We start from the raw sequence: 23342 nt of genomic DNA on the forward strand, positions 1-23342 counted from the left end.
GGCGCCCGGCTATGGCCGGGCGCCCGCCCTCGTTCAGGCCCTCGTTCAGGCCCTCGTTCAGGCCCTCGTTCAGGCCCTCGTTCAGGCCCTCGTTCAGGCCGTCATCCGGGTCGTCGTCCGAGGTCGGATTCCTGTGCGGGCAAGCCCACGTTCGGTGAAAGCGGTACCGGCGGGTCCGGACGTGCGGCAAAATCTCCAGATGGCACGCGATGTACATCTGCTCCCCAAGGCGCATCTGCATCTGCACTTCACCGGCTCGATGCGGCCTGGAACTCTGCTCGAACTCGCCGACAAATACGGCGTCCATCTTCCCGACGCGCTGAACGGCGGCGAACCGCCGAGACTGCGGGCCACCGACGAGCGCGGCTGGTTCCGCTTCCAGCGGCTGTACGACATCGCGCGGTCCTGTCTGCGGGAGCCCGACGACATCCGGCGGCTGGTGCGCGAGGCCGCCGAGGAGGACGTCGCGGACGGCGCGGGGTGGCTGGAGATCCAGGTCGACCCCACCTCGTACGCCCCGCGCCTGGGCGGGCTGATCCCGGCCCTGGAGGTCATCCTGGACGCGGTCGACGCCGCCTCCCGCGACACCGGGCTCGGGATACGGGTCCTGGTCGCCGCGAACCGGATGAAGCACCCCCTGGAGGCCCGCACCCTGGCCCGGCTCGCGGTGCGCTTCGCCGACCGCGGCGTGGTCGGCTTCGGCCTCTCCAACGACGAGCGGCGCGGTTTCGCCCGCGACTTCGACCGCGCCTTCGCCATCGCCCGGGACGGCGGGCTGCTCGCCGCCCCGCACGGCGGCGAGCTGTCCGGGCCCGGCAGCGTCCGCGACTGCCTGGACGACCTGGTGGCGTCCCGGGTGGGCCACGGAGTCCGCGCGGCCGAGGACCCGCGGCTGCTGGCCCGGCTGGCCGACCGCGGGGTGACCTGCGAGGTGTGCCCGTCCTCCAACGTCGCGCTCGGGGTCTACGAGAAGCCCGAGGACGTACCGCTGCGCACCCTGTTCGAGGCCGGGGTGCCGATGGCGCTGGGCGCCGACGACCCGCTGCTGTTCGGGTCGCGGCTGGCCGCGCAGTACCAGCTGGCGCGCGAGCACCACGGGTTCACCGACGAGGAGCTGGCCGAGCTGGCGCGGCAGTCGGTGCGGGGGTCGGCGGCGCCGGAGGATGTGCGGCGGCGGCTGCTTACCGGGATCGACGACTGGCTGGCGGGCTAGACCACCTCCGAAATTTCGGAAGTGGCTTCCCGGCTACAGGCTCACGCCCACCGTCACCGGCTCGTTGACCAGCCGTACGCCGAACGCCTCCTCGACCCCGGCCACCACCTCGCGGGCCAGCGCCAGCAGGTCCTCGGTGGTGGCCTCGCCGCGGTTGGTGAGCGCCAGGGTGTGCTTGGTGGAGATGCGGGCCGGGCCGGTGCCGTAGCCCTTGGCGAAGCCCGCCTTGTCGATCAGCCAGGCGGCGGAGGTCTTGATCCGCCCCTCCCCCGCCGGGAAGGCGGGCGGCGCGGTGTCGGCGCCGAGGCGGTCGGCGACGCGGGCCAGGAAGGCTTCGTACGCGCTCTCGGTCAGTACCGGGTTGGTGAAGAACGACCCCGCGGACCAGGTGTCGTGGTCCTCGGGGTCGAGCACCATGCCCTTGCCCGCGCGCAGCGACAGCACGGTCCTGCGGGCGGTGTCGGCGGGCACCCGGTCGCCCACCCCGACGCCGAGGACCCGGGCGGTCTCGGCGTACTTGATGGGTGCGGACGCCCCGCCCGCGTCCTCCAGCTCGAAGCGGACCCGCAGGACGACATGGCGGTCCGGCTCGGCCTTGAAGCGGCTGTGGCGGTAGGAGAAGGCGCAGTCGGCGGCGGGGATCGTCACGACGGCGTCGGCGCGGCGGTCGTAGGCGACCACCTCGGTGAGGGTGGCGGAGACCTCCTGGCCGTACGCCCCGACGTTCTGTATCGGGGTCGCGCCCGCGGAGCCGGGGATTCCGGCCAGGCACTCGATACCGGCGAGGCCCGCCTCGACCGTACGGGCCACGGCCTCGGACCAGTTCTCGCCGGCGGCCAGCTCCAGCCGGGTGCCGTCGAGGGTGAAGCCGGTGGTGGCGATGTGCAGGGCGGTGCCGTCGAAGCCCTTGTCGGCGATGACCAGGTTGCTGCCGCCGCCGATCAGCAGCAGCGGCGTGCCGGTCGCGTCGGCCTCGCGGACCGCGGCGATCACCTCGTCGTCGTTGGTGGCCGTGATCAGCCGGGTGGCCGGGCCGCCGAGACGGAAGGTGGTGAGGGGGGCGAGGGGAGCGTCATGGAGTTCCTGCACGCGCTCAAGAGTACGGGGGCGCCCCCGGCGCGGTGCCGGGGGCGGGCGGTGGCCCCCGGCGATCGCTGACGCGCGTATCTACGCTGACGCGCTTACCTACGCCTACGCGCGTACCTACGCGCTTGCCTACGCGAGGCGGACGACGGCGCGGGCCATGCCCAGCACCTTCTGGCCCTCGCTGGTCGCCACGATGTCCACCCGTACCGTACGGGCCTCGTCGTCCAGCTTGGCGGCGACCTTGGCGGCGATCTCGATGAGCGCCCCCTTGTCGTCGTTCGGGACGACGACCGGCTTGGTGAAGCGCACACCGTAGTCGGCGACGGCCCCGGGGTCGCCGGTCCAGTCGGTCACCACGCGGATCGCCTCGGCCATCGTGAACATGCCGTGGGCGATGACGTCGGGGAGGCCGACCTCCCTGGCGAACTTCTCGTTCCAGTGGATCGGGTTGAAGTCACCCGAGGCACCGGCGTACCGGATCAGGTCGGCGCGGTTCACCGGGAAGGTCTGCGCGGGAAGTTCGGTGCCGACCTCGACGGCGTCGTACGAGATCTTGGCGATCATCTGCTTGCCTCCGCTTCGGCGGCGCGGGCCACCAGTTTCGTCATCGCGGTCACCACGTGCTCACCCGCGGCGTCGCGCACCTCACCGCTGATGAGGATCACATCGTTGCCCGCGAGGGACTTGATGTCGTCGATCCTGGTGATGACGGTGAGGCGGTCGGCCGCCTCGATGGGCCGGGTGTACGCGAACTTCTGGTCCCCGTGCACCACCCGGTTGAAGTCCAGGCCCAGTTGCGGGTCGCCGACGACCAGGTGTCGGGCGGCCTTGAAGGTAATCGCGAAGACGAACGTGGGCGGGGCGATCACATCGGAGTAGCCGAGTGCCTTGGCCGCCTCCGGATCGGTGTAGACCGGGTTGGTCTCGCCGATCGATTCGGCGAATTCGCGGATCTTCTCCCTGCCGACCTCATACGGGTCGGTGGGCGGGTAGGTCCGCCCGACGAAAGACGGATCAAGCGCCATCGCCTCGGCACCTCCTGCGGTTGATGACTAACGAAACGAGGCCACCCCCGCTAGTGGGGGCGGCCTCGAATGAGAGTTTATTGCTATCGCGTCTCGCGGTGCGCGGTGTGCGCGTTGCAACGCGGGCAGTGCTTCTTGATCTCAAGACGATCCGGGTCGTTGCGCCGGTTCTTCTTGGTGATGTAGTTCCGCTCCTTGCACTCCACGCAGGCCAGCGTGATCTTCGGGCGGACGTCGGTGGCAGCCACGTTGAGTGCTCCTTGACGAACGGATAGGACTGTAGAACGCAATAAAGAGTAGCCGACCGGAGGACCGACCCCACAATCGGCTACTGTGTGTAGCGGTGACCGGACTTGAACCGGTGACACAGCGATTATGAGCCGCTTGCTCTACCGACTGAGCTACACCGCTTCGATGCGAGTCGGACCCCGCCCGACCGGAGTCGAACGGGAAACCTCACACATCAGAGCCCCAATACGGAATCGAACCGTAGACCTTCTCCTTACCATGGAGACGCTCTGCCGACTGAGCTATTGGGGCGAGCGATGAAGACATTACACGCTCCGCAGCCGAAGGTGAAATCCGTATCGGCCCGGGGCCGCTGGGCGCGACACAGCGTGCGCACGCACCACACCAGTACGACTATTCGCCTCCTCCGCGAAGCCGCACCCACCGCGTCCTAGGCTCGGTTCGCCCCGCGTGATCTTGCGCCGCCCCAGGCCGCCCCAGGAGTGCGATGCCCGAGAGCCAGCCGCCCGAGAGCCATCAGCAGCAGCCCTCCGGCGACGGCGGCGGGGCGGCCACCGGGTCCACCGTGCTGGTCCTCGGCGGCGCCCGGCTCGCCGACGGCCGGACGGTGGACGTACGGCTCAGCGGCGGCCGGATCGAGGCGGTCGGCACCACCGGCAGCCTGGTTCCCGGGCCGCGGCTCGACCTCGGCGGCTATCTGCTGCTCCCGGCCCCCGTCGAACCCCACGCCCACTGCGACACCGCCCTGACGGCCGACCTCGCGGGCCCCGTCCCGTACACCGCCGAGGACGTCCAGCGCCGCACCACCGAGGCCGCCCTGCTCCACCTCGGCCACGGGGCGACCGCCGTGCGCACCCATGTGCGGATCGGCGGGGTGCGGGGGCTGCGCTCCCTGGAAGCGGTCCTGGAGGCCCGGCACAGCCTGCGCGGGCTCATCGACCTCGGCGCGGTCGCGGTGGCGCGGGTGCTGACCGGGGTGGCCGGGGCGGACGGGCTCGCGATGCTGCGGGACGCCGTCGGAATGGGCGCCTCCGTCATCGGCGGCTGCCCCGACCTCGACCCCGACCCGACCGGTCACGCCGAAGCCGTCCTCGACCTCGCCGCCCGCCACGGCTGCGCCGTCGACCTGCACACGGACGGTGACGACCCGGCCCGGCTCGCCCGGCTCGCGGCGATGGCGGGTGGCCTGCGGCCCGGCGTCACCATCGGCCCCTGCGGCGGGCTGGCCCGGCTGCCCCGGGACGTCGCGGGGCGGATCGCCGACCGGCTCGCGGCCGCGGGCGTCACCGTCGTCTGCCTGCCCCAGGGCGACTGCGCCGGGCTGGAGCACCGGGGCGGGCAGGGGGCGCGGGTGGCCGGGTGCGCGCCGGTGCGGCTGCTGCGGGCCGCGGGCGTGGCGGTGGCCGCCGGGAGCGGCGCCCTCCGCGACACCGTCAACCCGGTGGGGCGTGGCGATCCCCTGGAGGCCGCCTATCTGCTGGCCTCCCGGGGCGAATCGGGACCCGCGGAGGCCTACGACGCGGTCTGCGCCCGGGCGCGGGCCGCGCTGGGGCTGCCCGAGGTGCGGGTGGAGGCCGGGTTCCCCGCGGAGCTGCTGGCGGTGCGCGGCGACGGGCTCGCGGGCGTGCTGTCGCTCGCGTACAGCCGGGTCGTGATCCACGACGGCCGGGTGGTCGCCCGCACCAGCGCGGTACGGGAGTACTGCGACTCCGCCGCCGCGGTCGCCCTCGACCTGCCGCGCCAGTCCCGGCCCGACTCCCGGCCCGATTCCCGGCCCGATTCCCGGCCCGCGGACGGTGACGGGCAGTCGTAGTCCAACCGGCGTACGGTCGGGATCATGCGCATTGTCATCGCTGGTGGACATGGACAGATCGCCCTGCGGCTGGAGCGGCTGCTCTCGGCGCGCGGAGACGAAGTGGCGGGCATCATCCGCAAGCCGGAACAGGCGGGCGACCTGCTGGCGGCGGGCGCCGAACCCGTCGTCTGCGACCTCGAATCGGCCTCCGTGGACGACGTGGCCAAGCATCTGGAGGCCGCGGACGCCGCGGTCTTCGCCGCCGGTGCGGGTCCCGGCAGCGGCGTCGCCCGCAAGGAGACCGTCGACCGCGGGGCCTCCGTGCTCTTCGCGGACGCGGCCGAGCGGGCGGGCGTGCGGCGGTTCCTCACCGTGTCCGCGATGGGTGCGGGGCACGAGCCCCCGCCCGGCACGGACCCGGTCTTCGCCGCCTACCTGCGCGCGAAGGGCGCCGCCGACGACGACGTCCGGGCGCGCGGCGCCCTCGACTGGACCGTGCTGCGCCCGGGCCGCCTCACCGACGACCCGGGTACGGGCCTGGTGAGGCTGGCCGAGCACACGGGCCGGGACGAGGTGACCCGCGACGACGTGGCCGCCGTCCTGGCCGCCCTCCTCGACGAACCCCGCACGGCGGGCCGCACCCTGGAACTCCTGGGCGGCACGGTGCCGGTGACAGAGGCGGTGCGAGCAGCCGCCGACGGCTGAGCCTGTGGGGGGCGGGTGTGGTGGTGGGTGCCGGGTGCGGGGCCTCCGGGGCAGGGCCCTGGACTCGTATATTTTTGGCGCCGGTGCCCGGAGACGTGGGGTGGGCCGGAAGTGTGCGCCACAAATACACGTCATCGTCCAGCACCCCACCCCTGCGACCCCGCCCCCTCCCCCGGCGGCCCCGAGCCTCGGTTCGATCCGGCCCGCCCGGTGGCGTGGCGCTGGGCAGGGGTGGGTCCGACCCCGCCCCCGCCCGCCGAGCAGCGGCTCCCCGCCGGTGGCTCCAACCCCCGCCCCGGCGGCTCGGGCACCGGGGCGGGGGGGGCGCGTGCGGGCCCTCGCACCCTCCCGCGTCGTCGGCGACTCCCGGCCCGGTGGCCGCACCCCCAGCACGGTTCCGGCCCGCCCGGTGGCGTGGCGGGGGACGGGGTAGGTCCGCCCCAGCCCGCCGAGCAACGGCTCCCCGCCGGTGGCCCCAACCCCCGCCCCGGCGGCGCGGGCACCGGGCGGGGAAGGGTGGGGCCCGCACGGTTCCGGCCCGTTCGGCAGCGGGTGCTGGGTGAGGGTGGGTGCGCCCCGCCCCTCCCATCGTCTGGCGACCACCGCCCCGTAGCCGGCCGGTTCCCACCCGGCGGCGGGCGGTCGTCGGCTACTCGCCGCCGGTGGCCCCGGGCCCCCGGCTCGGGGCTGGTGCACCGGTGGGGGCGGCTCGCACCCACCAGCCGCTCCGGCGCTTGAGGAGCGGGGTCCAGGGGCGGAGCCCCAGGTTCGGGAAGGGGCTGGGTGGGGGAATACCCCCCGCCGTTCAGACTCGGCGCCAGCGGGCCATGGCGAAGGAGAAGACGCCGAACAGCGCCAGGCCCGCCGCGACCGCTGCCAGTAGCCAGGGGCCGGCCGAGGTCGTGGCGAAGGTGCGCAGGGTGTCGTCGACGCCCTTGGCGCGGTCCGGGTCGTACCGTACGGCGGCCGAGACGGCGAAGCCGCCCGCCACCGCGAACACGGCGCCGCGGGCCACACCGCCGCAGACGCCGAGCGCCTCCACCGGACGCTTGGCCCGCGGGGGCGGTGTCAGGTGCTTGCGGAAGGTGCGCAGCAGGGCCCGGACGGCGATCCATACCCCGGCCCCGGCGACCACCGCGCCGCCCAGGCCGACCAGCCAGCGTCCCTCCGGCAGGCCGAGCGCGCGGGCCGTGACGTCCTGGGACTGCCGGTCGCTGGAGCCGCTGCCCTGCTCACCGGCCGCGAAGGCGAGGACGGAGTAGGCCACGAAGGCGTAGAAGACCGCGCGGGCGGCGCTGGCGAGGCGTTTCGTCGCCTTGCGGCCGTCCGGTCCGGCGGCGCCGAAGGCCGCCTCGGACAGCCGCCACAGCGCCATGCAGACCAGCCCGGCCCCGACGGCCCAGACCAGCGCCGCGCCGAACGGCTGGTGGGCGAGCATCTGGAGGGCCCCGCTCCGGTCGGCCTGTTCGCCGCCGTCACCGAAGGCGACGCGCAGCGCGAGGACGCCGATGAGCAGGTAGAGGACGCCGCGGGCGGTGAGGCCGCCGCGGGCCGCGGCCTCGACAGCCCGGTGCGGGGGCCGGGTGCGCGGTGCCAGGCCCGGTACTCGTGCGATCGACGATGCGTTCACCGTTTGCCTCCCGATGTCCGGCCCCGGCCGCTGTGCCGCGTTTGCCCCGGACGGCCCCGCGGAAACGCGGAAGCGGTCCTCCCTTGTTGCCTGGGGCGATCACCTCTAATCTGAATCTGACGGACCGTCAGATTTAGTGGGGAGATGGCGACATGACGGGCGAGACGAACGGCACGGCGACCGAGCTGCCCATGGTCATCAGCGTGGACGACCATGTGATCGAACCCGCCCATCTCTTCGAGACCTGGCTTCCGGCCAGGTACCGCGACCGCGGGCCGAAGCCGCTCACGGCCGGGATCGGGGAACTGGCGTACGTCGGGGGCAAATACCGCATCACGACCGACCCGGACGGCCCGCTCACGGACTGGTGGGAGTACGAGGGCGGGCTGTTCCCGTACAAGCGGATCATCGCGGCCGTCGGCTTCTCACGCGACGAGATGACCCTCGACGGCATCACCCGGGAGCAGATGCGCCGCGGGTGCTGGGACCCCAAGGCCCGGATCGCGGACATGGAGATGAACCACGTCGAGGCGTCGCTCTGCTTCCCGACGTTCCCCCGGTTCTGCGGCCAGACGTTCGCCGAGGCCGCGGACAAGGAGGTCGGGCTGGCCTGTGTGCGGGCGTACAACGACTGGATGGTCGAGGAGTGGTGCGGTGACAGCGGCGGGCGGCTGATCCCGCTGTGCCTGATCCCGCTGTGGGACGTCGGGCTGGCGGTGCGGGAGATCCGGCGGAACGCCGCACGGGGGGTGCGCGCGGTGACGTTCAGCGAGATCCCGACGTATCTCGGCCTGCCGAGCATCCACAGCGGCTACTGGGACCCGTTCTTCGCCGAGTGCGAGGCGACGGGGACGGTCGTGTGCATGCACATCGGCTCGTCGTCGCAGATGCCCGCCGCCTCCCCGGACGCCCCGCCCGCCGTCCAGGCGGCGCTGAGCTTCAACAACGCCATGGCCTCGATGATGGACTTCCTCTTCAGCGGCGTCCTGGTGAGGTTCCCGCGGCTGAAGCTCGCCTACGCCGAGGGCCAGATGGGCTGGATTCCCTACGCCCTGGAGCGCGCGGACGACGTCTGGCAGGAGCACCGGGCGTGGGGCGGCGTCCGGGACCTCATCCCGGAGCCGCCGTCCACGTACTACTACCGGCAGATCTACTGCTGCTTCTTCCGCGACCGGCACGGCGTCGCCTCGCTCGACACCGTCGGGGTGGACAACGCCACGTTCGAGACCGACTACCCGCATGTGGACTCCACCTGGCCGCACACCGAGCGGGTCGCGGCCGAGCATGTCGCGGGGCTGCCGCCGGAGACCACGTACAAGATCCTGCGCGGCAACGCGATCCGGATGCTGGAGCTGGATTTCGACAAAGCCGACCAGGACCGGACCGTGTAGGGGAAGGATTTCGGCCATGACGGCGCCATGACGGCCGTGATCCGGGCCAACCCCTTGCCTTTCGGCCGCGCCGGTCATGGGATCGGTGCATGCCCGAGCCTCAGCCGGCGGTGCCGCACCGCCTCCATGCCCCACGGCGTTCGGCGCCGGTCCCTCCCCACGTGGGGACCGGTGCCGAACGGTGGGGCGGTGCCGGTCCGCGCCCCCCGTGCGGGTACGGATCGCGGCAGGGCCGGTTCGGTGGTCGACGCGGCGGCCCGGCCGGGTCCGAGCCAGTGGCCCGCCAGGCGCCGCGACCGTTTTCGCCGCTGGGCCGTGATCCTGCCAGCTGCGCCTTCCGCCGAGGAGGTACCGGTCCGGGACCGCGGCCTTCGTCGCAGGTCATCCGTATAAAGTGACTTTTCCGGTCCGGATATCCAGGCGTGGGGGAAGTAAGGGGTGGAGACCTTGAGTTCCGACTCAGGGGTACGCACAGCCTTCGCGGAACGCCTCGCGCTGCTGTACCGGGAGGCCGGCAACCCTCCCCTCAAGAGCGTGGCCGACGCGGTCGTCCGGCTCCAGCGGGTCGACGAGCGGGGGCGCCCCGTACGGGTGTCCGCTCAGCGGATCAGCGACTGGCGGCGTGCCAAGAACGTACCCGCTCAGTTCGCGGCCCTCGCGGCGGTGCTGCACGTACTGATCCCCGACGCCCGGCGGCTGCGGCCCGTGCCGGTCTCCACCGGCCTGTACGACATGGGCCAGTGGCAGCGCCTCTGGGAGCGCGCGGTGGCCGACCCGGTCGGCGATCGCCCCCCGGCGGCGGCCGAGGAGGAGCGACCCCCGGCCGACGCCACGGCCGTGCCCGGCGCGGTGTGCCCCTACCGGGGGCTGGCCGCCTACCGGCAGCAGGACGCCCGGTGGTTCTTCGGCCGGGAGCGGAGCACGGAGGCACTCGTCGGCCAGCTGCGCGCGGCGGAGAAGACGGGCGGCCTGGTCATGCTCGTGGGCGCCTCGGGGGCGGGGAAGTCCTCGCTGCTGAACGCCGGGCTGGTGCCCGTACTGGAACACGGCGCTCCGGGCGACCGGGACGGACGCGACCAGAATGGCCGCGACCAGCACGGCCGCGGCCAGGACGGCCCGGCGCGCGCGGTGCTCCAGCTCGCCCCCGGCGCCGATCCGCTCGCGGAGCTGACCCGCCGTATCCCCCTCCTCGCGGACGCCCTCCGCAAGGAGCCCGGTACGCCCGGGTTCGCGCGCGCGGTGCGGGAGGCCGTCACAGCCTGGGCGGAGCCCTCCGCCGCCCGCCCGGTCGTCATCGTGGACCAGTTCGAGGAGGCGTTCACCCTCGCCACCGACGAGGCGGACCGGCGCGTGTTCATCCAGCTGCTCCACGCCGCGTGCTCGCCCGCCGTCACCGGTGACCCGGCCCCCGTCCTCGTCGTCCTCGGCATACGCGCCGACTTCTACGAACGGTGCCTGGCCTACCCCGAACTGGCCGACGCGCTCCAGCACCGCCACATGGTGCTCGGCCCGCTGACCTCCGCCGAACTGCGCGAGGCGGTGACCGGCCCGGCCAGGGCCGTGGGGCTGGAACTCGAACCGGGGCTCGCCGAGCTGATCGTCCGGGAGGTGAGCGCCGACGGCCCCCGGGGCACCCACGACGCGGGGGCGCTGCCGCTCCTCTCGCACGCCCTGCTCGCCACCTGGCAGCGCCGGAAGGCGGGACGGCTGACCCTGGCCGGCTACCGCGCGGCGGGCGGCATCCAGGGGGCGGTGGCCGCGACGGCCGAACACGCCTGGTCCGGCCTCGACCCCGCCGCGCGCACCGCCGCGCGGCTGCTCCTCCTCCGGCTGGTCCGGCTGGGCGAGGACACCCAGGCCACCCGCAGACGCGGGACGCGGCGCCAGCTGTCGGAGGAGTCGACGGAACCCGGGAAGACGCAGGAATCGCTCGAAGCGCTGGTCCGCGCCCGCCTGGTGACCCTCGACGCGGAGACCGTGGAGATCACCCATGAGGCGCTGCTGCACGCCTGGCCCCGGCTGCGCGACTGGATCGACGAGGGCCGGAACGACCATCTGCTGCGCCAGCGCCTGGAGGAGGACGGCCGGGCCTGGGAGGGCATGAAGCGCGACCCGTCGCTGCTCTACCGGGGCTCCCGGCTGGAACAGGCCCACACCTGGGCGAAGTCCGCCGGGGACACCCTGCTGACCCGTGGCGCGGTGGAGTTCCTGGCCGCCTCGGTGCGGCTGCGCAAGCGCACCCTCTGGATCAGCCGGGGCGCGGTGGCGGCGCTGGTCGTCCTGGCGATGGTGGCCGTCGGCTCGGCGGTGGTCGCGTGGCAGCAGCGGGACGACGCGGTGTTCGAGCAGGTGGTCACCGAGGCCGACCGCTTCCAGTACCGGGACCCGTCGCTGTCCGCCCAGCTCGCCCTGGTGGCGCACCGCTTGCGGCCGGACGACGCGGCCACCCGGAACCGGCTGATCTCGATCGTGAACGCGCCGCTGGCCACCCCGCTGCTCGGCCACACCGGCGCCGTCTACCTCACCTCGTTCAGCCCGGACGGGCGGACCCTGGCCACCGCCGCCTACGACCGGACCGTCCGGCTCTGGGACACCAGCGACCCGACCCGCCCCAAACCGCTGGGCAAGCCGCTCACCGGCCACAAGAGCTGGGTGAGCAGCGCGGTCTTCAGCCCCGACGGCCGCACCCTCGCCAGCGCGGGCGACGACGGCACGGTCCGGCTGTGGGACGTACGGGACCCGGGCCATCCCCGCCCGCTCGGCGCGCCGCTGGCCGGCCATGACGGCACGATCTATCTGATCGCCTTCAGCCCGGACGGGCGGACCCTGGCCGCCGCCACCGAGGACCGCAGCGTCCACCTGTGGGACATGAGCGACCGGACGCGGCCGAAGACGCTCGGCGCTCTCACCGGCCACACCGCCGCCGTGCGATCCGTGGCGTTCAGCCCCGACGGGCGGACGCTCGCGGGCGGCGGCGACGACGGCACGATCAGGCTGTGGAACATGGCCGATCCGCGGCATCCGAAGCGGCTCGGGAAGGCGCTGACCGGCCACACGGACCTGGTGCACTCCGTAGCGTTCAGCCCGGACGGCCGCACTCTCGCCAGCGGCGCCGCGGACAACACCATCCGGCTGTGGGACGTCGGCGACCCGCGCCACGCCGAGCAGCTGGGCGCGCCGCTCACCGGCCACACCGGCCCCATCTGGTCGGTGGCCTTCAGCCCGGACGGCCATATGCTCGCCGCCGCCAGCCAGGACTCCACGGCGAGCCTGTGGAACGTCCAGGACCCGGCCTATCCGTCGCAGGTCGGCGAGCCGCTCGCGGGGAGCAGCGGCGAGATGTACGCGCTGGGCTTCAGCCCCGACGGCCGGACACTGGCCACCGGGAGCGGCGACAACACGGTCCGGCTGTGGTCGATCCCGACGTCGGACATGATCGGCCGGGTCGGCACGTTCCGCCGGGACGGGCGCGTGCTGGCCACGGCGGCGCGCGACGAGAAGGTCCGGCTGTGGAACGTGGCGGAGCCCGGCCGCCCGGTGCCGCTGGGCAAACCGTTCAGCCCCGGGAAGGGCACGGTGCGCGAGCCGACCTTCTCCCCGGACGGCCGCATCTTCGCGGTGATGTCCGGAGACGCCACGGTGCGGCTGTGGAACGTCGGCGATCCGGCCCGGCCCGTCGCCGCCGGGCCGGGCATCGCCCTGCGGTCCCGGTTCGCGGGCGCGCTGGCCTTCAGCCCGGACGGGCGGACGCTGGCCAGCGTGTACGACGACCGCACCATCCGGCTGTGGGACGTCGGCGACCCGTCCCACGTCCGTCCGCTCGGCGCGCCGATCACCGGCCACAAGGGCTATGTCAACGCCCTCGTCTTCAGCCCGGACGGCCGCACGCTCGCCAGCGGCAGCGCGGACAACACCATCCGGCTGTGGAACGTGGCCGACCGGCGTCATGCCGTGCCGCGGGGCGCGCCGCTCACGGGGCATCTCGGGCCCGTCAACGCGCTCGCCTACAGCAGGGACGGCGACACGCTCGCCAGCGGCAGCGACGACAACACGGTCCGGCTGTGGAACGTCACCGGTCACGGCGGGGCGACCCGGCTGGGCCGCCCGCTGACCGGGCACACCGACGCGGTCGTATCGCTGTCGTTCAGCCGGGACGGCGCCACCCTGGCCAGCGGCGGCAACGACAACGCGGTCCGGATCTGGGACGTCGCCGTCCCGTCCCGGGCCGATGCCATCGGCGAGTCCATGAGCCCCAACGCCAAGACCGGAAACTTCCTGTCGTTCAGCCCCCGGAGCGGTCTGCTCGGGGTGTCGAGCGGCGCCGATACCGTGCGGCTGTGGGACGTGGACGTCGACAAGGCCATCCGCCGCGTCTGCTCGATGACCCGGGGCGTGCTGACGGTCGACAAATGGCACGAGTATCTGCCCCGGCTCTCGTACGAACCTCCGTGCGACGACTGAGAGAGGGGCCCGCCGTGAGTGATCACGATCACAACTCCGCGTTCATTCCGACCAGTCGGCACCCGGACGGGGGCAGTCGCGTTACGCTGGGGAACAGCCCGATCGCTGGTGCATCCCCCGTCGCCAGCGATCGGGCGCTTGCCTATGCTTCGACGGCCCGTCCCACCTGGCCCGGAGCCGGAGGTCCCCCCTGATGCTTTGGCTCGACGAGGCCGCTTCGGACCTCATCCGCGCCTACGTCCGCCACGCGCCCTGGACCGCCGGGAAGCGGGCCCTGGTCGAGCGCCACCTGAACGCCGCCCTGCGGGACCGCCCCCTGCACCGCCTGGCCCGCACCCGCTTCGGCGCCACCCTCGCCGTCGACACCCAGGACCTCATCCAGCGGTACCTGTACCTCTTCGGCGTCTGGGAACCGCATATGACGCGCTGGCTCCAGCGCAGGCTGCGGCCCGGCGATGTGTTCGTGGACGTCGGGGCCAACATCGGCTACTACAGCATCCTCGCCTCCCGCCTCGTCGGACCCGGCGGGACGGTGGTGGCGGTCGAGGCCTCGCCGACGTTCCACCAGCTCCTGCTGCGGCACGCCCGGCGCAACGCCTGCGCCAACATCCGCGCGGTCAACGCCGCGGTGTCCGACCGCGAAGAGCTGCTGACGTTCATCCTGGCCAGCTCGCGCAACATGGGCGCGAACAGCATCGTCCCCTACGACGGCCCCGCCGAGTCCACCTTCGACATCGCGGCCCGGCCGCTGCCCGACCTCCTCACCGAAGAGGAGATCGCCCGGGCCAGGGTCATCAAGATCGACGTCGAGGGCGCGGAAGGCGGCGTGGTCCGCGGCCTCGCGCCCCTGCTGCCCCAGCTGCACCCCGACGCGGAGCTGACCATCGAGGTCACCCCGCGGCGGATGGCCGACCTGGGGGAATCCGTGGACGAGCTGCTGGAAACCCTGAACGCCCACGGCTTCCACACCTACCACCTGCCCAACGACTACGCCGCGGGCAGCTACCCGGCCGCGCTGCGGGGTCCGGCGAAGGTGCCGGTGCGGTGGCACGGCCCGGTCACGGCCGAGAGCGACCTGGTCTTCTCCCGCGTCGACGCCGAGCTCCTGCCCTGAGCGCCATGAGCGGCGCCGCCGCACCGGGCCGGCCGGCTCCCGGCCGTGCGGGCACAGTGGTGACCGCTTCCGAGCTCTGACGCCGCCCTCCCGCCGCGCCGGTCAGGCGCCCTCGTAGCGCCAGCCGTCCAGACCCGCCAGGACGCGGGCGCGGGCCTCGACGACCGCGGAGCGGGCTTTGCGTTCGGTCTCGTCGGTGTGGGCGGGCTCGCTGGTGACCTGGCCGGGCCACTTGCGGTAGAGCAGGCCGGTCTCGGCGGTGAACCAGCCCCGGCTGACCGCGCTCAGGGCCATCAGCAGACCGGTGTCCTCGGAGGCGGGCAGGGCCATCCAGCCGCCGAGGGCCAGGAGGAGGTCACGGCGGACGAACAGGGTCGCCGGGTGCACCTGGGCGCGGTAGTCGTTCGCCTTCCAGCGGTCGAGGAGGGCGCCGCGCGCGATCGGCCCCTGGGACGGGTCGTCGTCGAAGCCCGCGGTGGAGCCGTCGGGCAGCAGGTCCAGGGCGCGCGAGGTGGCCCAGCCGAGCCCCGGGTTGTCGTTGAGCGCGCGCAGGTCGCGGGCGAGGGCGCCGGGGGTCAGCATGTCGTCGGCGTCCAGCACCTTGACGTAACGGCCCTCGGCGCGGGAGAGCCCCATCGTGCGGGCCATCGCCGCCCGCCCGGCCCGGCCCTGGCCGAAGCTGATCCGGTCGTCGTCGGGCACGTGGGGGCGTACGGCGCCGGTCTCGCCGTCCTCCTGGACGACCCACCGCCACTCCCAGCCGTCCGGCAGCTCCTGCTGGCACAACGACTGGTACGCGTCCGGCAGATGCCCGGCGCCGGGGGCATGGACCGCGGTGATGACCGTGATGAGGTTCGGCATGGTCACCACCTTGTCAGGTACGTGGTGAAGATGAGTTCCGTTCGGTCTCCTGGCAGCCGCACATCCGAGACCTCGGCCACCCGGCCGTCGGTATCCGTGCAGATCTTCCGGATGACGATCAGCGAGACGCCCTCCCCGAGCCCGAGCGCCCCGGCCTCCTCCGCCGTCGGCGGGCGGGCCGTGACCCGTTCCTCGACGCGGTCCAGCTCGATGCCGATCGTGTAGAGCTGGTGCTGTGTGCCCCCGGGCCAGGGCTCGTTGGCGGCGTCGAGCAGCTCCGGATCGGCGGCCACCACGTCGTGGACGAGATACGAGTGCACCAGCGCGAACGGGGCGTCCTCCGCGCGGCAGTTGGTCCGGTACATCCGCTCCAGCAGCCGCGTGCCCACGGGGACCCCGAAGACCGCCGCCAGATCCTCGCCGGCCTTCGTCTCGCGGTACTCGATGCGGAACGCGAGATCGGTCACGTCCAGCCCGGTGTCGTGCTCCGTGGCCCCGGTCCTCAGACGTTCGGCCCTGGGCCGCCGCACCCGGTCCTTCTCCCACTGGTGCCGCTCGTTGCTCCGCTCGACCCTCCGGCGCGGTGTCCGGACGAAGGTCCCGGCCCCGTGCCGCTGGTCGATCAGCCCCTCGGCGGCCAGCTCGGACAGCGCCCGCCGAAGCGTCGGCACGCCGGTCCGGTACCGCGCCGCGAGCCGGTCCTCGGCCGGAAGCCGCTCCCCCGGCCGCAGCCGCCCCGCCCGGATGCCCCGCCGCAGCGCCTCGGCGATCTGCTCGTACCTGGGCACGGTTTCAGGTTAAGCCCTGGGAACGACAACGGCCCCCGGCCGCGTAATCGCAGCTCGGGGGCCGTTTTCCCAGCGTGGCGGCGCCAGGATTCGAACCTGGGTAGGCTAAGCCGACGGATTTACAGTCCGCTCCCATTGGCCACTCGGGCACACCGCCTGGGATGTGGCCAGGTGCCCCGCTTCCGCGGCGCTGCTCCCTGGCAACGACGTAAACAATACCTGATCCCCAGGGGTGGTCCGCCACCCGGTTGATCGCCTCTGGATCATGGCCGGGATGGCTAGGCTGGCGCTTACGGTCCGCTGGGCCGTGCCACTGACGGATCTACGTACGAGGAGCCAACTCAAGATGGCCGACTCCAGTTTCGACATCGTCTCGAAGGTCGAGCGGCAGGAGGTCGACAACGCGCTCAACCAGGCGAGCCGCGAGATCTCCCAGCGCTATGACTTCAAGAACGTCGGGGCCTCCATCGACTGGTCGGGCGAGCGGATCGAGATGCGCGCCAACTCCGAGGAGCGGGTGAAGGCGATCCTCGACGTCTTCCAGTCCAAGCTGATCAAGCGCGGGATCTCGCTCAAGGCCCTGGACGCGGATGAGCCGCAGGCGTCCGGCAAGGAGTACAAGATCTTCGCCTCGCTGCAGGAAGGCATCTCGCAGGACAACGCGAAGAAGGTCGCCAAGATCATCCGCGACGAGGGCCCGAAGGGCGTCAAGGCGCAGGTGCAGGGCGAGGAGCTCCGGGTCACCTCGAAGAACCGCGACGATCTGCAGTCCGTGATCGCCCTGCTCAAGGGCAAGGACCTGGACTTCGCGCTCCAGTTCGTCAACTACCGGTAGGCGTTTCCGCCGGTTCACGGCACGCCGGGGCCTCAAGGGGCCCCGGCGTCCATGTGTGCGGCGCCCCCGTCGTCGGCGGCCGGTCGGCCGCCCCGGCTGTCGGCGATCCGCAGAGCGTCGCGGAGGGCTTCGGTCAGCCGGTGCGCCAGGTAGCGGAGTTCCCCGGCGGCCGCCTTACGGTCGCCCAGCAGGGCGTGGGCATGGGCGAGCAGGTCCGCCCCCATGCCCAGCTGCACCGCCTCGGCCTCGTCGGCCCACCGGTTCAGTCGGCTGTCGGCGTCGTCGGAGGACAGGTAGCAGGGCTTGCCGTCCGGGGTGGTCCAGGGCAGTAGGCGTAGGCCGTTCATCGCGATCTTCCTGTCGCCGGGGTTGTTGCGGCCATCCTTGAGCGCGGGCCCATACCTGCGGGAGTTGCCGGGCGTTGACTACGCTGAGGAGTCAACGGTCCACGCAGGGGGTTCCGCCATGGGCGATTTCGGGTCGCGCGTTCGTGCTCTGCTCGCCGAGCGGGGCATATCCCTGCGCGCCACGGCCCGCGCGCTCAACTACGACCCCGCCTATCTCTCGCGCGTGATCAACGGCAGGCAGCAGCCGTCGGAGGCGCTGGCGGCGGCCCTGGACGGCCTTCTGGAGGCCGATGGGGCGCTGGTCTCGCTCAGAGTGCCGGAGGTGCGCCCACCGGAGCCGGGCGCCGGGCGTCCCCTCGGCATCGACGGAGACATCGCGCACATGCGTGCCTCTGTCGCCCATCTGCTGGCGCACGACAACCGGTACGGCGGTGGGACGGTGGCACCGGCGGCCGTACAAGTCTGGCGGGCGGAGCAGCGGAAACTGGACCGGGGCGCCGTTCCCGAGCGGGCACGGGCCGGGTACCTGTCGGCCGTCGCCGAGCTGGCCGAGATCGCGGGCTGGCTGCTGTTCGACTCCAGGCAGTGGGACGCCTCACGGACGGCGTTCCTGGAGTCCCACCTGCTCGCCCGGCAGGCCGGGGACAGGACCATGGAGTGGTTCGCCCTGGACATGCTCGCGATGCACGGCGTACAGACCGGTCGTGCGGGCGAGGCGCTGCGGATCGCGGACGAGCTGCTGACGAGGCCCCGCGTCCCGCCTCGTATCGCGCTGCTCGCACGCATGCGCCAGGGCAGGGCGCTCGCCCAAGTGGGCGACCACCGGCGGGCGCTGGCCGCGCTGGAGGGCGCCAGGGCCGGGCTGGAGGACTCGATCAGCCCCCGGGACCCGGCGTGGGCGTGGTGGGTGAACGACAGCGAGATCACCGGCCACGAGGGCGAGGCGCTCCTGGCCGCCGGTGAGGCCAAGGCCGCGATCCCCAAGATGCGGCGAGCGCTCGAACTGGCCTCGGCGCACTTCCCGGAGGGCCGGGGGACGCTCTACTACAGCGTCGCCCTGCTGGCCGCGTACGCGACCACCCACGCCTGGCGTGAGTGCGAGGCCACTCTGGTCTCGATCAACACCCTGCTGGAGACGGTCGCCTCCGAGCGCAGCCGCGCCAGACTGCGCACCACGCTGCGGGTGATGGCCCGCCAGCCGGACGCTCCCCCGGGAGTGCTGGACCTCGTGAGGCAGACGGCGAGGGCGAGCTGAACCCGCCGCCGCGGGACCGTACCGCTCGGCGTCGACGGACGACTGCTCGCCGGATGATCAACGCCCGGCGAAGGGCTGGTCCGTCGAGACGATGTCGTGGCCGAGGGGGGTCAGGGAGATCGGGATCAGCTTGAAGTTGGCGATGGCCAGCGGGATGCCGATGATCGTCACGCACAGCAGAACGCCGGTGATGATGTGGCCGAGGGCGAGCCACCAGCCCGCGAGGACGAGCCACAGGACATTGCCCACGCAGGAGGCGGCGCCCGCGTCGCGACGGGGGACGGCCGTGCGGCCGAAGGGCCACAGGGCGAACCCGGCGATGCGGAACGAGGCGATCCCGAAGGGGATGCCGATGATGGTGATGCACAGCAGCAGCCCGGCCACGACATAGGCGCAGGCCATCCAGAAGCCGCAGAGTACGAGCCAGATGATGTTCAGAATGGTCTTCACGGTTGCTCCCCCGCCATTTTTTCGAGTCGTGCGATGCGTTCCCGCATGGGCGGGTGGGTGGAGAAGAGCCTGGCCATACCGTCCCCGGCCCGGAACGGGTTGGCGATCATCATATGGCTGGCGGTCTCCAGCCGGGGTTCCGGGGGCAGCGGCAGCGCTTGCGTCCCCGCTTCCAGCTTACGCAGGGCGCTGGCGAGGGCCAGGGGGTCGCCGGTGAGCCGGGCGCCGGACGCGTCGGCCTGGAACTCGCGGGAGCGGCTGACCGCGAGCTGGATGATGGCGGCCGCGAGCGGGCCGAGGAGCATGATCAGCAGCATCCCGACGAAGCCGGGGCCCTCGTCGTCGTCGGACCGGCCGATGGGGATCAGCCAGGCGAAGTTCACCAGGAACACCACGACGCTGGCGAGCGCGCCCGCGATGGAGGAGATGAGGATGTCGCGGTTGTAGACATGGCTCAGCTCATGGCCGATGACCCCGCGCAGCTCGCGCTCGTCGAGCAGGCGCAGGATGCCGTCGGTGCAGCAGACCGCCGCCTTGCGGGGGTTGCGGCCGGTCGCGAAGGCGTTGGGGGCCTCGGTCGGGGAGATGTAGAGCCGCGGCATGGGCTGACGGGCGGCCGTGGAGAGCTCGCGCACCATCCGGTAGAGCCCGGGCGCCTCGAACTCGCTGACGGGGCGCGCCCGCATGGCCCGCAGGGCGAGCTTGTCGCTGTTCCAGAAGGCGTACGCGTTGGTCCCCAGGGCGACGAAGACCGCGATGATCAGCCCCATCCGGCCGAAGAAGCTGCCGATGACGATGATGAGCGCGGACAGTCCCCCGAGGAGTACGGCGGTCTTCAGCCCGTTGTGCCGGCGGTGCACTGTACGCCCTCCCGATGATGCCGCAGGGGAACCGTCCCTGAACTGGTGTTTCCACCTTGCAGTGGACCCTCCTGAACTGGTCAACGCCAGGTGAGGGTCACTAGTTCCCTTGTGCACACGAGGCCAGCCACGGCCCCGGGGCCGTCCTACAGCAGGGCGCCGGAGGCGAACCTGAGGACGAGCTGCGGGGCGCCGGACAGGGCGATACCGAGGACGGCGGCGAGTCCGATGGCGGCCGTCAGGGGGCCGGTGGCCGCCACCGGGGTGACGGGCGCGGTCTCCCCCTCGGGGGTCTGCGGGGCGCGGAAGAGGAGCGCCGTCCACTGGAGGTAGTAGTAGAGGGCGATCACCACGTTCACCGCCATCACGACGGCCAGCCAGCCGAGCCCGGCGTCGACGGCCGTGGAGAAGACGGTCACCTTGGCGAAGAGCCCGATGATGCCCGGCGGCAGCCCGGCCAGGCACAGCAGGAAGAAGCCGAGCGCGAGGGCGGTGGCCGGGCGGGCGGCGTACAGGCCGCGGAAGTCGGTGATGCGGCCGGTGGCGTTCGTACGGGCGACGAGGGCGACGACCGCGAAGGCGCCGAGGTTCACGGCCGCGTACATGAGGGCGTACGCGACGGTCGAGCCGATGGCGTGGGCCGCGTCCCGGGGCGAGTCCGCGTATCCGGCGGCCGCGATGGGGACCAGCAGATAGCCCGCCTGGCCGACGGAGGACCAGGCCAGCAGGCGTACGGCGCTGTGCGCGCGCTCGGGGCGCTGGCGCAGCGCGGCGACGTTGCCCGCGGTCATGGTGAGGGCGGCGAGGACGGCGATGGCCGGGCCCCATACGTCGTCGTACGCCGGGAAGGCGAGGACGGTCACCAGGATGAGGCCGGAGAAGCCGACCGCCTTGCCGACCACGGAGAGGTAGGCGGCCACCGGGATGGGCGCGCCGACGTAGGTGTCCGGGACCCAGAAGTGGAAGGGCACGGCGGCGGTCTTGAAGGCGAAGCCGACCAGGGTGAGGACGACGCCGGTCTGGGCGAGCGTGTCGAGCCGCGGGTCGACGTGGGCGAGGCCGTCGGCGATCCGGGACAGGTGGAGGCTGCCGGTGGCGGCGTAGACGAAGCTGACGCCCAGCAGCATGACGGCGGTCGCGGTGACCGAGGAGAGGAAGAACTTCAGCGCGGCCTCGGAGGAGAGCCGGCTCTCCCGGCGCAGCCCGACGAGCGCGAAGGCGGGCAGGGACGCCACCTCCAGGGCGACGACGAGGGTCGCGAGGTCCCGGGAGGCGGGCAGCAGGGCCGCGCCCGCGGCGGACGACAGCAGCAGGAACCAGAATTCGCCCGCGGGAAGTTTGAGGTCCGCGACGCTGCTGATGGACAGCAGCGCGGTGAGCAGCGCCCCGCCGAGCACCAGCAGCTGGATGACGAGGGTGAAGGTGTCGGCCGTGTAGCTGCACGCCCCGTCGCCGGAGGTGAGGCAGAACGTGGAGCGGTCGCCGTCCAGCAGGGGCAGCAGGCTGAGCCCGGCCAGGACGAGGCCCGCGGTCGCCAGCCAGCCCAGGAGGGCCTTCCTGGGCTCGGGCAGGAAGAGGTCGGCGACGAGGACGACGAGACCGGCCACGGCGGCGATGGTGGGCGGGGCGACGGCGGGCCAGTCGACGGACTGGACGAGGCCCGCGGCGAGACCAGAGGCGAGCGGTGTCATCGGTTGCCTCCCGCGAGGAGCTGCTGCACGGCCGGGTCGGTGAGGCCGAGGAGGGCCGCGGGCCACAGTCCGGCGAGGACGGTGAGGACCACCAGGGGGCTCCAGGCGGCGTATTCGTAGCCGTGGACGTCGGCCAGGGCGGGCCGGGCGGCGGCGTGCTCGGCGCCGGGTTCCTCGGGATGGTCGCCCATGCAGACGCGCCGTACGACGATGAGCATGTAGGCGGCGGTCAGCAGGGTGCCGAAGCCCGCGAGCGCCATATAGGTGAGGTAGGCCGGGCGGCTGAGCCCGTCGGCGGGTTCGAAGGCGCCGAACATGGCGAGCATCTCGCCCCAGAATCCGGCGAGTCCGGGCAGTCCGAGGGAGGCGACGGCGCCGAAGGCGAGCAGTCCGCCGAGCCGGGGTGCCCTGCCGTAAAGGGCGGCGCCGCTGACGCCCGAGAGCTGGTCCAGGTCGGTGGTGCCGGAGCGGTCCTTGAGGGCGCCGACCAGGAAGAAGAGCAGGCCGGTGATGAGGCCGTGGGCGATGTTGGCGAAGAGCGCGCCGTTCACCCCGGTGGGGGTGAGGGTGGCGATGCCGAGCAGGATGAAGCCCATGTGGCCTACGGAGGAGTAGGCGATGAGCCGCTTGAGGTCGCCGCCCGCGCCGCTGCGCGCCAGCGCCAGACAGGCGAGCGATCCGTAGATGATGCCGACGACGGCGAAGGCGGCCAGGTAGGGCGCGAACGTGTGGGCGCCCTCGGGGACCATCGGCAGCACGATGCGGACCAGTCCGTACGTGCCCATCTTGAGCAGGACGCCCGCGAGGAGCACCGAGCCGACGGTGGGCGCGGCGGTGTGGGCGTCCGGCAGCCAGCTGTGCAGCGGCCACATCGGGGCCTTCACGGCGAGCCCGGCGATGAGGGCGAGGGCCGCGATGAGCTGGGTGGTGTGGCTGAGCCCGGAGCCGTTGTCAGTGGCGAGTGCCACCATGTCGAAGGTGCCGCCCTTGACCCCGATGAGGAGGAGGCCGAGCAGCATGATGACGGAGCCGAGCAGCGTGTAGAGGATGAACCGCCAGGCGGCGCGCTCCCGTTCGGCGCCTCCCCACCGGTTGATGAGGAAGTACATCGGGATGAGCGTCATCTCGAACGCCAGGAAGAACAGCATCAGGTCGAGGACCGCGAAGCTGGCCAGGGTGCCGCCCTCCAGGAGGAGCAGCAGCGAGACGAAGCCCTTGGGAGAGCCCCCGGCGGGCATCTTGCGGTACGAGTACACCGCGCAGAGGAACGTCAGCAGCGCGGTCAGGACCAGGAGGGGCAGCGAGACGCCGTCCACGCCGAGGTGGACGCGGATGTTCAGCGCCGGAATCCAGCTGATGTCGGTCTGGGCCTGCATCGTGGCCGGGCGGCCGTGGTCGAAGCCCGCGGCGAGCGCGACGGCGGCGACGAGCACGGCGCCGGCGACGGTGACGCCGTGGCGCAGCACGGCCTGGCCGGGGTCGCGGCCCTTCAGGCCGGGCGGGGCCGGGAGCAGGGCGGCGACGGAGCCGAGCAGGGGGAGCACGACGACGGCCGCGAGGAGGTATTGCAGGACGGTGTGGTTCAC

The 23342-nt window shown here is 72.8% G+C and carries 21 protein-coding genes and 3 tRNA genes; 8 read left to right on the plus strand and 16 right to left on the minus strand.

All coding sequences use genetic code 11. From position 1 onward, the window contains the following. A partial coding sequence (locus ABZ370_RS31925; RefSeq protein WP_358627751.1) for a hypothetical protein occupies positions 1–217 on the minus strand: 217 nt, incomplete at its 3' end. Between ABZ370_RS31925 and ABZ370_RS31930 the strand changes: the two genes are divergently transcribed. After that, positions 200–1213 (plus strand): adenosine deaminase, encoded by a 1014-nt coding sequence (locus ABZ370_RS31930; RefSeq protein WP_358627754.1) that lies wholly within the window; start codon positions 200–202, stop codon positions 1211–1213. The genes ABZ370_RS31925 and ABZ370_RS31930 overlap by 18 nt on opposite strands. Positions 1214–1246: 33 nt before the next feature. Here ABZ370_RS31930 and ABZ370_RS31935 read toward each other — a convergent pair whose 3' ends face one another. The 6 genes from ABZ370_RS31935 to ABZ370_RS31960 form a co-directional block, all read right to left on the minus strand. Further along, positions 1247–2302: a UDP-N-acetylmuramate dehydrogenase gene (locus ABZ370_RS31935; RefSeq protein WP_358627757.1), complete on the minus strand. Its 1056-nt coding sequence runs from the start codon at positions 2300–2302 to the stop codon at positions 1247–1249. Between the two features lie 126 nt (positions 2303–2428). Then, positions 2429–2863 carry a MaoC family dehydratase gene (locus tag ABZ370_RS31940; protein ID WP_358627759.1) on the minus strand — a complete coding sequence of 145 codons (435 nt, stop codon included), beginning with the start codon at positions 2861–2863 and terminating at the stop codon, positions 2429–2431. Continuing rightward, positions 2860–3324, minus strand: coding sequence for a MaoC family dehydratase N-terminal domain-containing protein (locus tag ABZ370_RS31945; RefSeq protein ID WP_358627761.1), 465 nt, complete (start codon positions 3322–3324; stop codon positions 2860–2862). The genes ABZ370_RS31940 and ABZ370_RS31945 overlap by 4 nt, the downstream gene beginning before the upstream one ends. Positions 3325–3407: 83 nt before the next feature. Continuing rightward, a complete protein-coding gene (gene rpmG, locus ABZ370_RS31950; RefSeq protein ID WP_009715907.1) occupies positions 3408–3572 on the minus strand; it encodes a 50S ribosomal protein L33 in 165 nt (54 codons plus the stop codon). Between the two features lie 90 nt (positions 3573–3662). Next, positions 3663–3735, minus strand: a tRNA-Met gene (locus tag ABZ370_RS31955). A gap of 56 nt (positions 3736–3791) precedes the next feature. Further along, positions 3792–3864, minus strand: a tRNA-Thr gene (locus ABZ370_RS31960). A 196-nt stretch (positions 3865–4060) separates the two neighbouring features. On the opposite strand from ABZ370_RS31960, the gene ABZ370_RS31965 reads away from it, so the two are divergent. Together ABZ370_RS31965 and ABZ370_RS31970 are read left to right on the plus strand one after the other, a co-directional pair. Next, positions 4061–5386, plus strand: coding sequence for an amidohydrolase family protein (locus tag ABZ370_RS31965; RefSeq protein ID WP_358627764.1), 1326 nt, complete (start codon positions 4061–4063; stop codon positions 5384–5386). Positions 5387–5410: 24 nt separating this feature from the next. Then, the gene (locus tag ABZ370_RS31970; RefSeq protein ID WP_358627767.1) at positions 5411–6073 is read left to right on the plus strand and encodes an SDR family oxidoreductase; all 663 of its coding nucleotides are present in this window, start codon (positions 5411–5413) and stop codon (positions 6071–6073) included. 805 nt (positions 6074–6878) lie between these two features. Here the strand turns inward: ABZ370_RS31970 and ABZ370_RS31975 are convergent. Further along, entirely contained in the window at positions 6879–7688 is an 810-nt protein-coding gene (locus tag ABZ370_RS31975; protein WP_358628117.1) for a DUF1206 domain-containing protein, read from the minus strand. A 167-nt stretch (positions 7689–7855) separates the two neighbouring features. Here ABZ370_RS31975 and ABZ370_RS31980 point away from each other — a divergent pair, with 167 nt between their 5' ends. From ABZ370_RS31980 to ABZ370_RS31990, 3 genes are all read left to right on the plus strand, one after another. Next, on the plus strand, positions 7856–9094 hold the full coding sequence (locus ABZ370_RS31980) for an amidohydrolase family protein (RefSeq protein WP_358627769.1): 1239 nt from the start codon (positions 7856–7858) through the stop codon (positions 9092–9094). Positions 9095–9532: 438 nt separating this feature from the next. Further along, the gene (locus ABZ370_RS31985; RefSeq protein ID WP_358627772.1) at positions 9533–13555 is read left to right on the plus strand and encodes a hypothetical protein; all 4023 of its coding nucleotides are present in this window, start codon (positions 9533–9535) and stop codon (positions 13553–13555) included. A gap of 193 nt (positions 13556–13748) precedes the next feature. Continuing rightward, a complete protein-coding gene (locus ABZ370_RS31990) occupies positions 13749–14669 on the plus strand; it encodes an FkbM family methyltransferase (RefSeq protein WP_358627775.1) in 921 nt (306 codons plus the stop codon). 102 nt (positions 14670–14771) lie between these two features. Here the strand turns inward: ABZ370_RS31990 and ABZ370_RS31995 are convergent, their stop codons facing one another. The 3 genes from ABZ370_RS31995 to ABZ370_RS32005 all read right to left on the minus strand — a co-directional run bounded on the left by ABZ370_RS31995 (position 14772) and on the right by ABZ370_RS32005 (position 16475). After that, positions 14772–15530, minus strand: coding sequence for a glycosyltransferase family 2 protein (locus ABZ370_RS31995; RefSeq protein WP_358627778.1), 759 nt, complete (start codon positions 15528–15530; stop codon positions 14772–14774). 2 nt (positions 15531–15532) lie between these two features. Beyond that, on the minus strand, positions 15533–16318 hold the full coding sequence (locus ABZ370_RS32000; protein WP_358627780.1) for a GntR family transcriptional regulator: 786 nt from the start codon (positions 16316–16318) through the stop codon (positions 15533–15535). Between the two features lie 75 nt (positions 16319–16393). After that, positions 16394–16475, minus strand: a tRNA-Tyr gene (locus ABZ370_RS32005). 189 nt (positions 16476–16664) lie between these two features. Between ABZ370_RS32005 and ABZ370_RS32010 the strand changes: the two genes are divergently transcribed. Further along, positions 16665–17153: a YajQ family cyclic di-GMP-binding protein gene (locus ABZ370_RS32010; protein ID WP_358627783.1), complete on the plus strand. Its 489-nt coding sequence runs from the start codon at positions 16665–16667 to the stop codon at positions 17151–17153. Between the two features lie 32 nt (positions 17154–17185). Here the strand turns inward: ABZ370_RS32010 and ABZ370_RS32015 are convergent, their stop codons facing one another. Next, entirely contained in the window at positions 17186–17500 is a 315-nt protein-coding gene (locus tag ABZ370_RS32015; RefSeq protein WP_358627786.1) for a hypothetical protein, read from the minus strand. Positions 17501–17618: 118 nt separating this feature from the next. Here ABZ370_RS32015 and ABZ370_RS32020 point away from each other — a divergent pair, with 118 nt between their 5' ends. Then, positions 17619–18755 carry a helix-turn-helix domain-containing protein gene (locus tag ABZ370_RS32020; RefSeq protein ID WP_358627789.1) on the plus strand — a complete coding sequence of 379 codons (1137 nt, stop codon included), beginning with the start codon at positions 17619–17621 and terminating at the stop codon, positions 18753–18755. A gap of 57 nt (positions 18756–18812) precedes the next feature. Here ABZ370_RS32020 and ABZ370_RS32025 read toward each other — a convergent pair whose 3' ends face one another. The 4 genes from ABZ370_RS32025 to ABZ370_RS32040 all read right to left on the minus strand — a co-directional run bounded on the left by ABZ370_RS32025 (position 18813) and on the right by ABZ370_RS32040 (position 23342). Then, a complete protein-coding gene (locus tag ABZ370_RS32025; protein ID WP_358627792.1) occupies positions 18813–19205 on the minus strand; it encodes a YccF domain-containing protein in 393 nt (130 codons plus the stop codon). Next, positions 19202–20065: a zinc metalloprotease HtpX gene (gene htpX, locus ABZ370_RS32030; RefSeq protein WP_358627795.1), complete on the minus strand. Its 864-nt coding sequence runs from the start codon at positions 20063–20065 to the stop codon at positions 19202–19204. Before htpX ends, ABZ370_RS32025 begins: the two co-directional genes overlap by 4 nt. A gap of 146 nt (positions 20066–20211) precedes the next feature. Then, on the minus strand, positions 20212–21756 hold the full coding sequence (locus ABZ370_RS32035) for an NADH-quinone oxidoreductase subunit N (protein ID WP_358627798.1): 1545 nt from the start codon (positions 21754–21756) through the stop codon (positions 20212–20214). After that, positions 21753–23342 (minus strand): NADH-quinone oxidoreductase subunit M, encoded by a 1590-nt coding sequence (locus ABZ370_RS32040; protein ID WP_358627801.1) that lies wholly within the window; start codon positions 23340–23342, stop codon positions 21753–21755. The genes ABZ370_RS32035 and ABZ370_RS32040 overlap by 4 nt, the downstream gene beginning before the upstream one ends.

Origin of the sequence: Streptomyces sp. NPDC005962 (assembly GCF_040629205.1) — a bacterium.
Taxonomy (GTDB): Bacteria; Actinomycetota; Actinomycetes; order Streptomycetales; family Streptomycetaceae; genus Streptomyces.

What these genes read in the sequence shown, in the direction of transcription:
- ABZ370_RS31930 (WP_358627754.1), top strand. Translation starts at nt 200, where the DNA reads ATGGCACGCGATGTACATCTGCTCCCCAAGGCGCATCTGCATCTGCAC.
- ABZ370_RS31940 (WP_358627759.1), bottom strand. Translation starts at nt 2,863, where the DNA reads ATGATCGCCAAGATCTCGTACGACGCCGTCGAGGTCGGCACCGAACTT.
- ABZ370_RS31945 (WP_358627761.1), bottom strand. Translation starts at nt 3,324, where the DNA reads ATGGCGCTTGATCCGTCTTTCGTCGGGCGGACCTACCCGCCCACCGAC.
- ABZ370_RS31965 (WP_358627764.1), top strand. Translation starts at nt 4,061, where the DNA reads ATGCCCGAGAGCCAGCCGCCCGAGAGCCATCAGCAGCAGCCCTCCGGC.
- ABZ370_RS31970 (WP_358627767.1), top strand. Translation starts at nt 5,411, where the DNA reads ATGCGCATTGTCATCGCTGGTGGACATGGACAGATCGCCCTGCGGCTG.
- ABZ370_RS31980 (WP_358627769.1), top strand. Translation starts at nt 7,856, where the DNA reads ATGACGGGCGAGACGAACGGCACGGCGACCGAGCTGCCCATGGTCATC.
- ABZ370_RS31990 (WP_358627775.1), top strand. Translation starts at nt 13,749, where the DNA reads ATGCTTTGGCTCGACGAGGCCGCTTCGGACCTCATCCGCGCCTACGTC.
- ABZ370_RS31995 (WP_358627778.1), bottom strand. Translation starts at nt 15,530, where the DNA reads ATGCCGAACCTCATCACGGTCATCACCGCGGTCCATGCCCCCGGCGCC.
- ABZ370_RS32010 (WP_358627783.1), top strand. Translation starts at nt 16,665, where the DNA reads ATGGCCGACTCCAGTTTCGACATCGTCTCGAAGGTCGAGCGGCAGGAG.
- ABZ370_RS32015 (WP_358627786.1), bottom strand. Translation starts at nt 17,500, where the DNA reads ATGAACGGCCTACGCCTACTGCCCTGGACCACCCCGGACGGCAAGCCC.
- ABZ370_RS32020 (WP_358627789.1), top strand. Translation starts at nt 17,619, where the DNA reads ATGGGCGATTTCGGGTCGCGCGTTCGTGCTCTGCTCGCCGAGCGGGGC.
- ABZ370_RS32035 (WP_358627798.1), bottom strand. Translation starts at nt 21,756, where the DNA reads ATGACACCGCTCGCCTCTGGTCTCGCCGCGGGCCTCGTCCAGTCCGTC.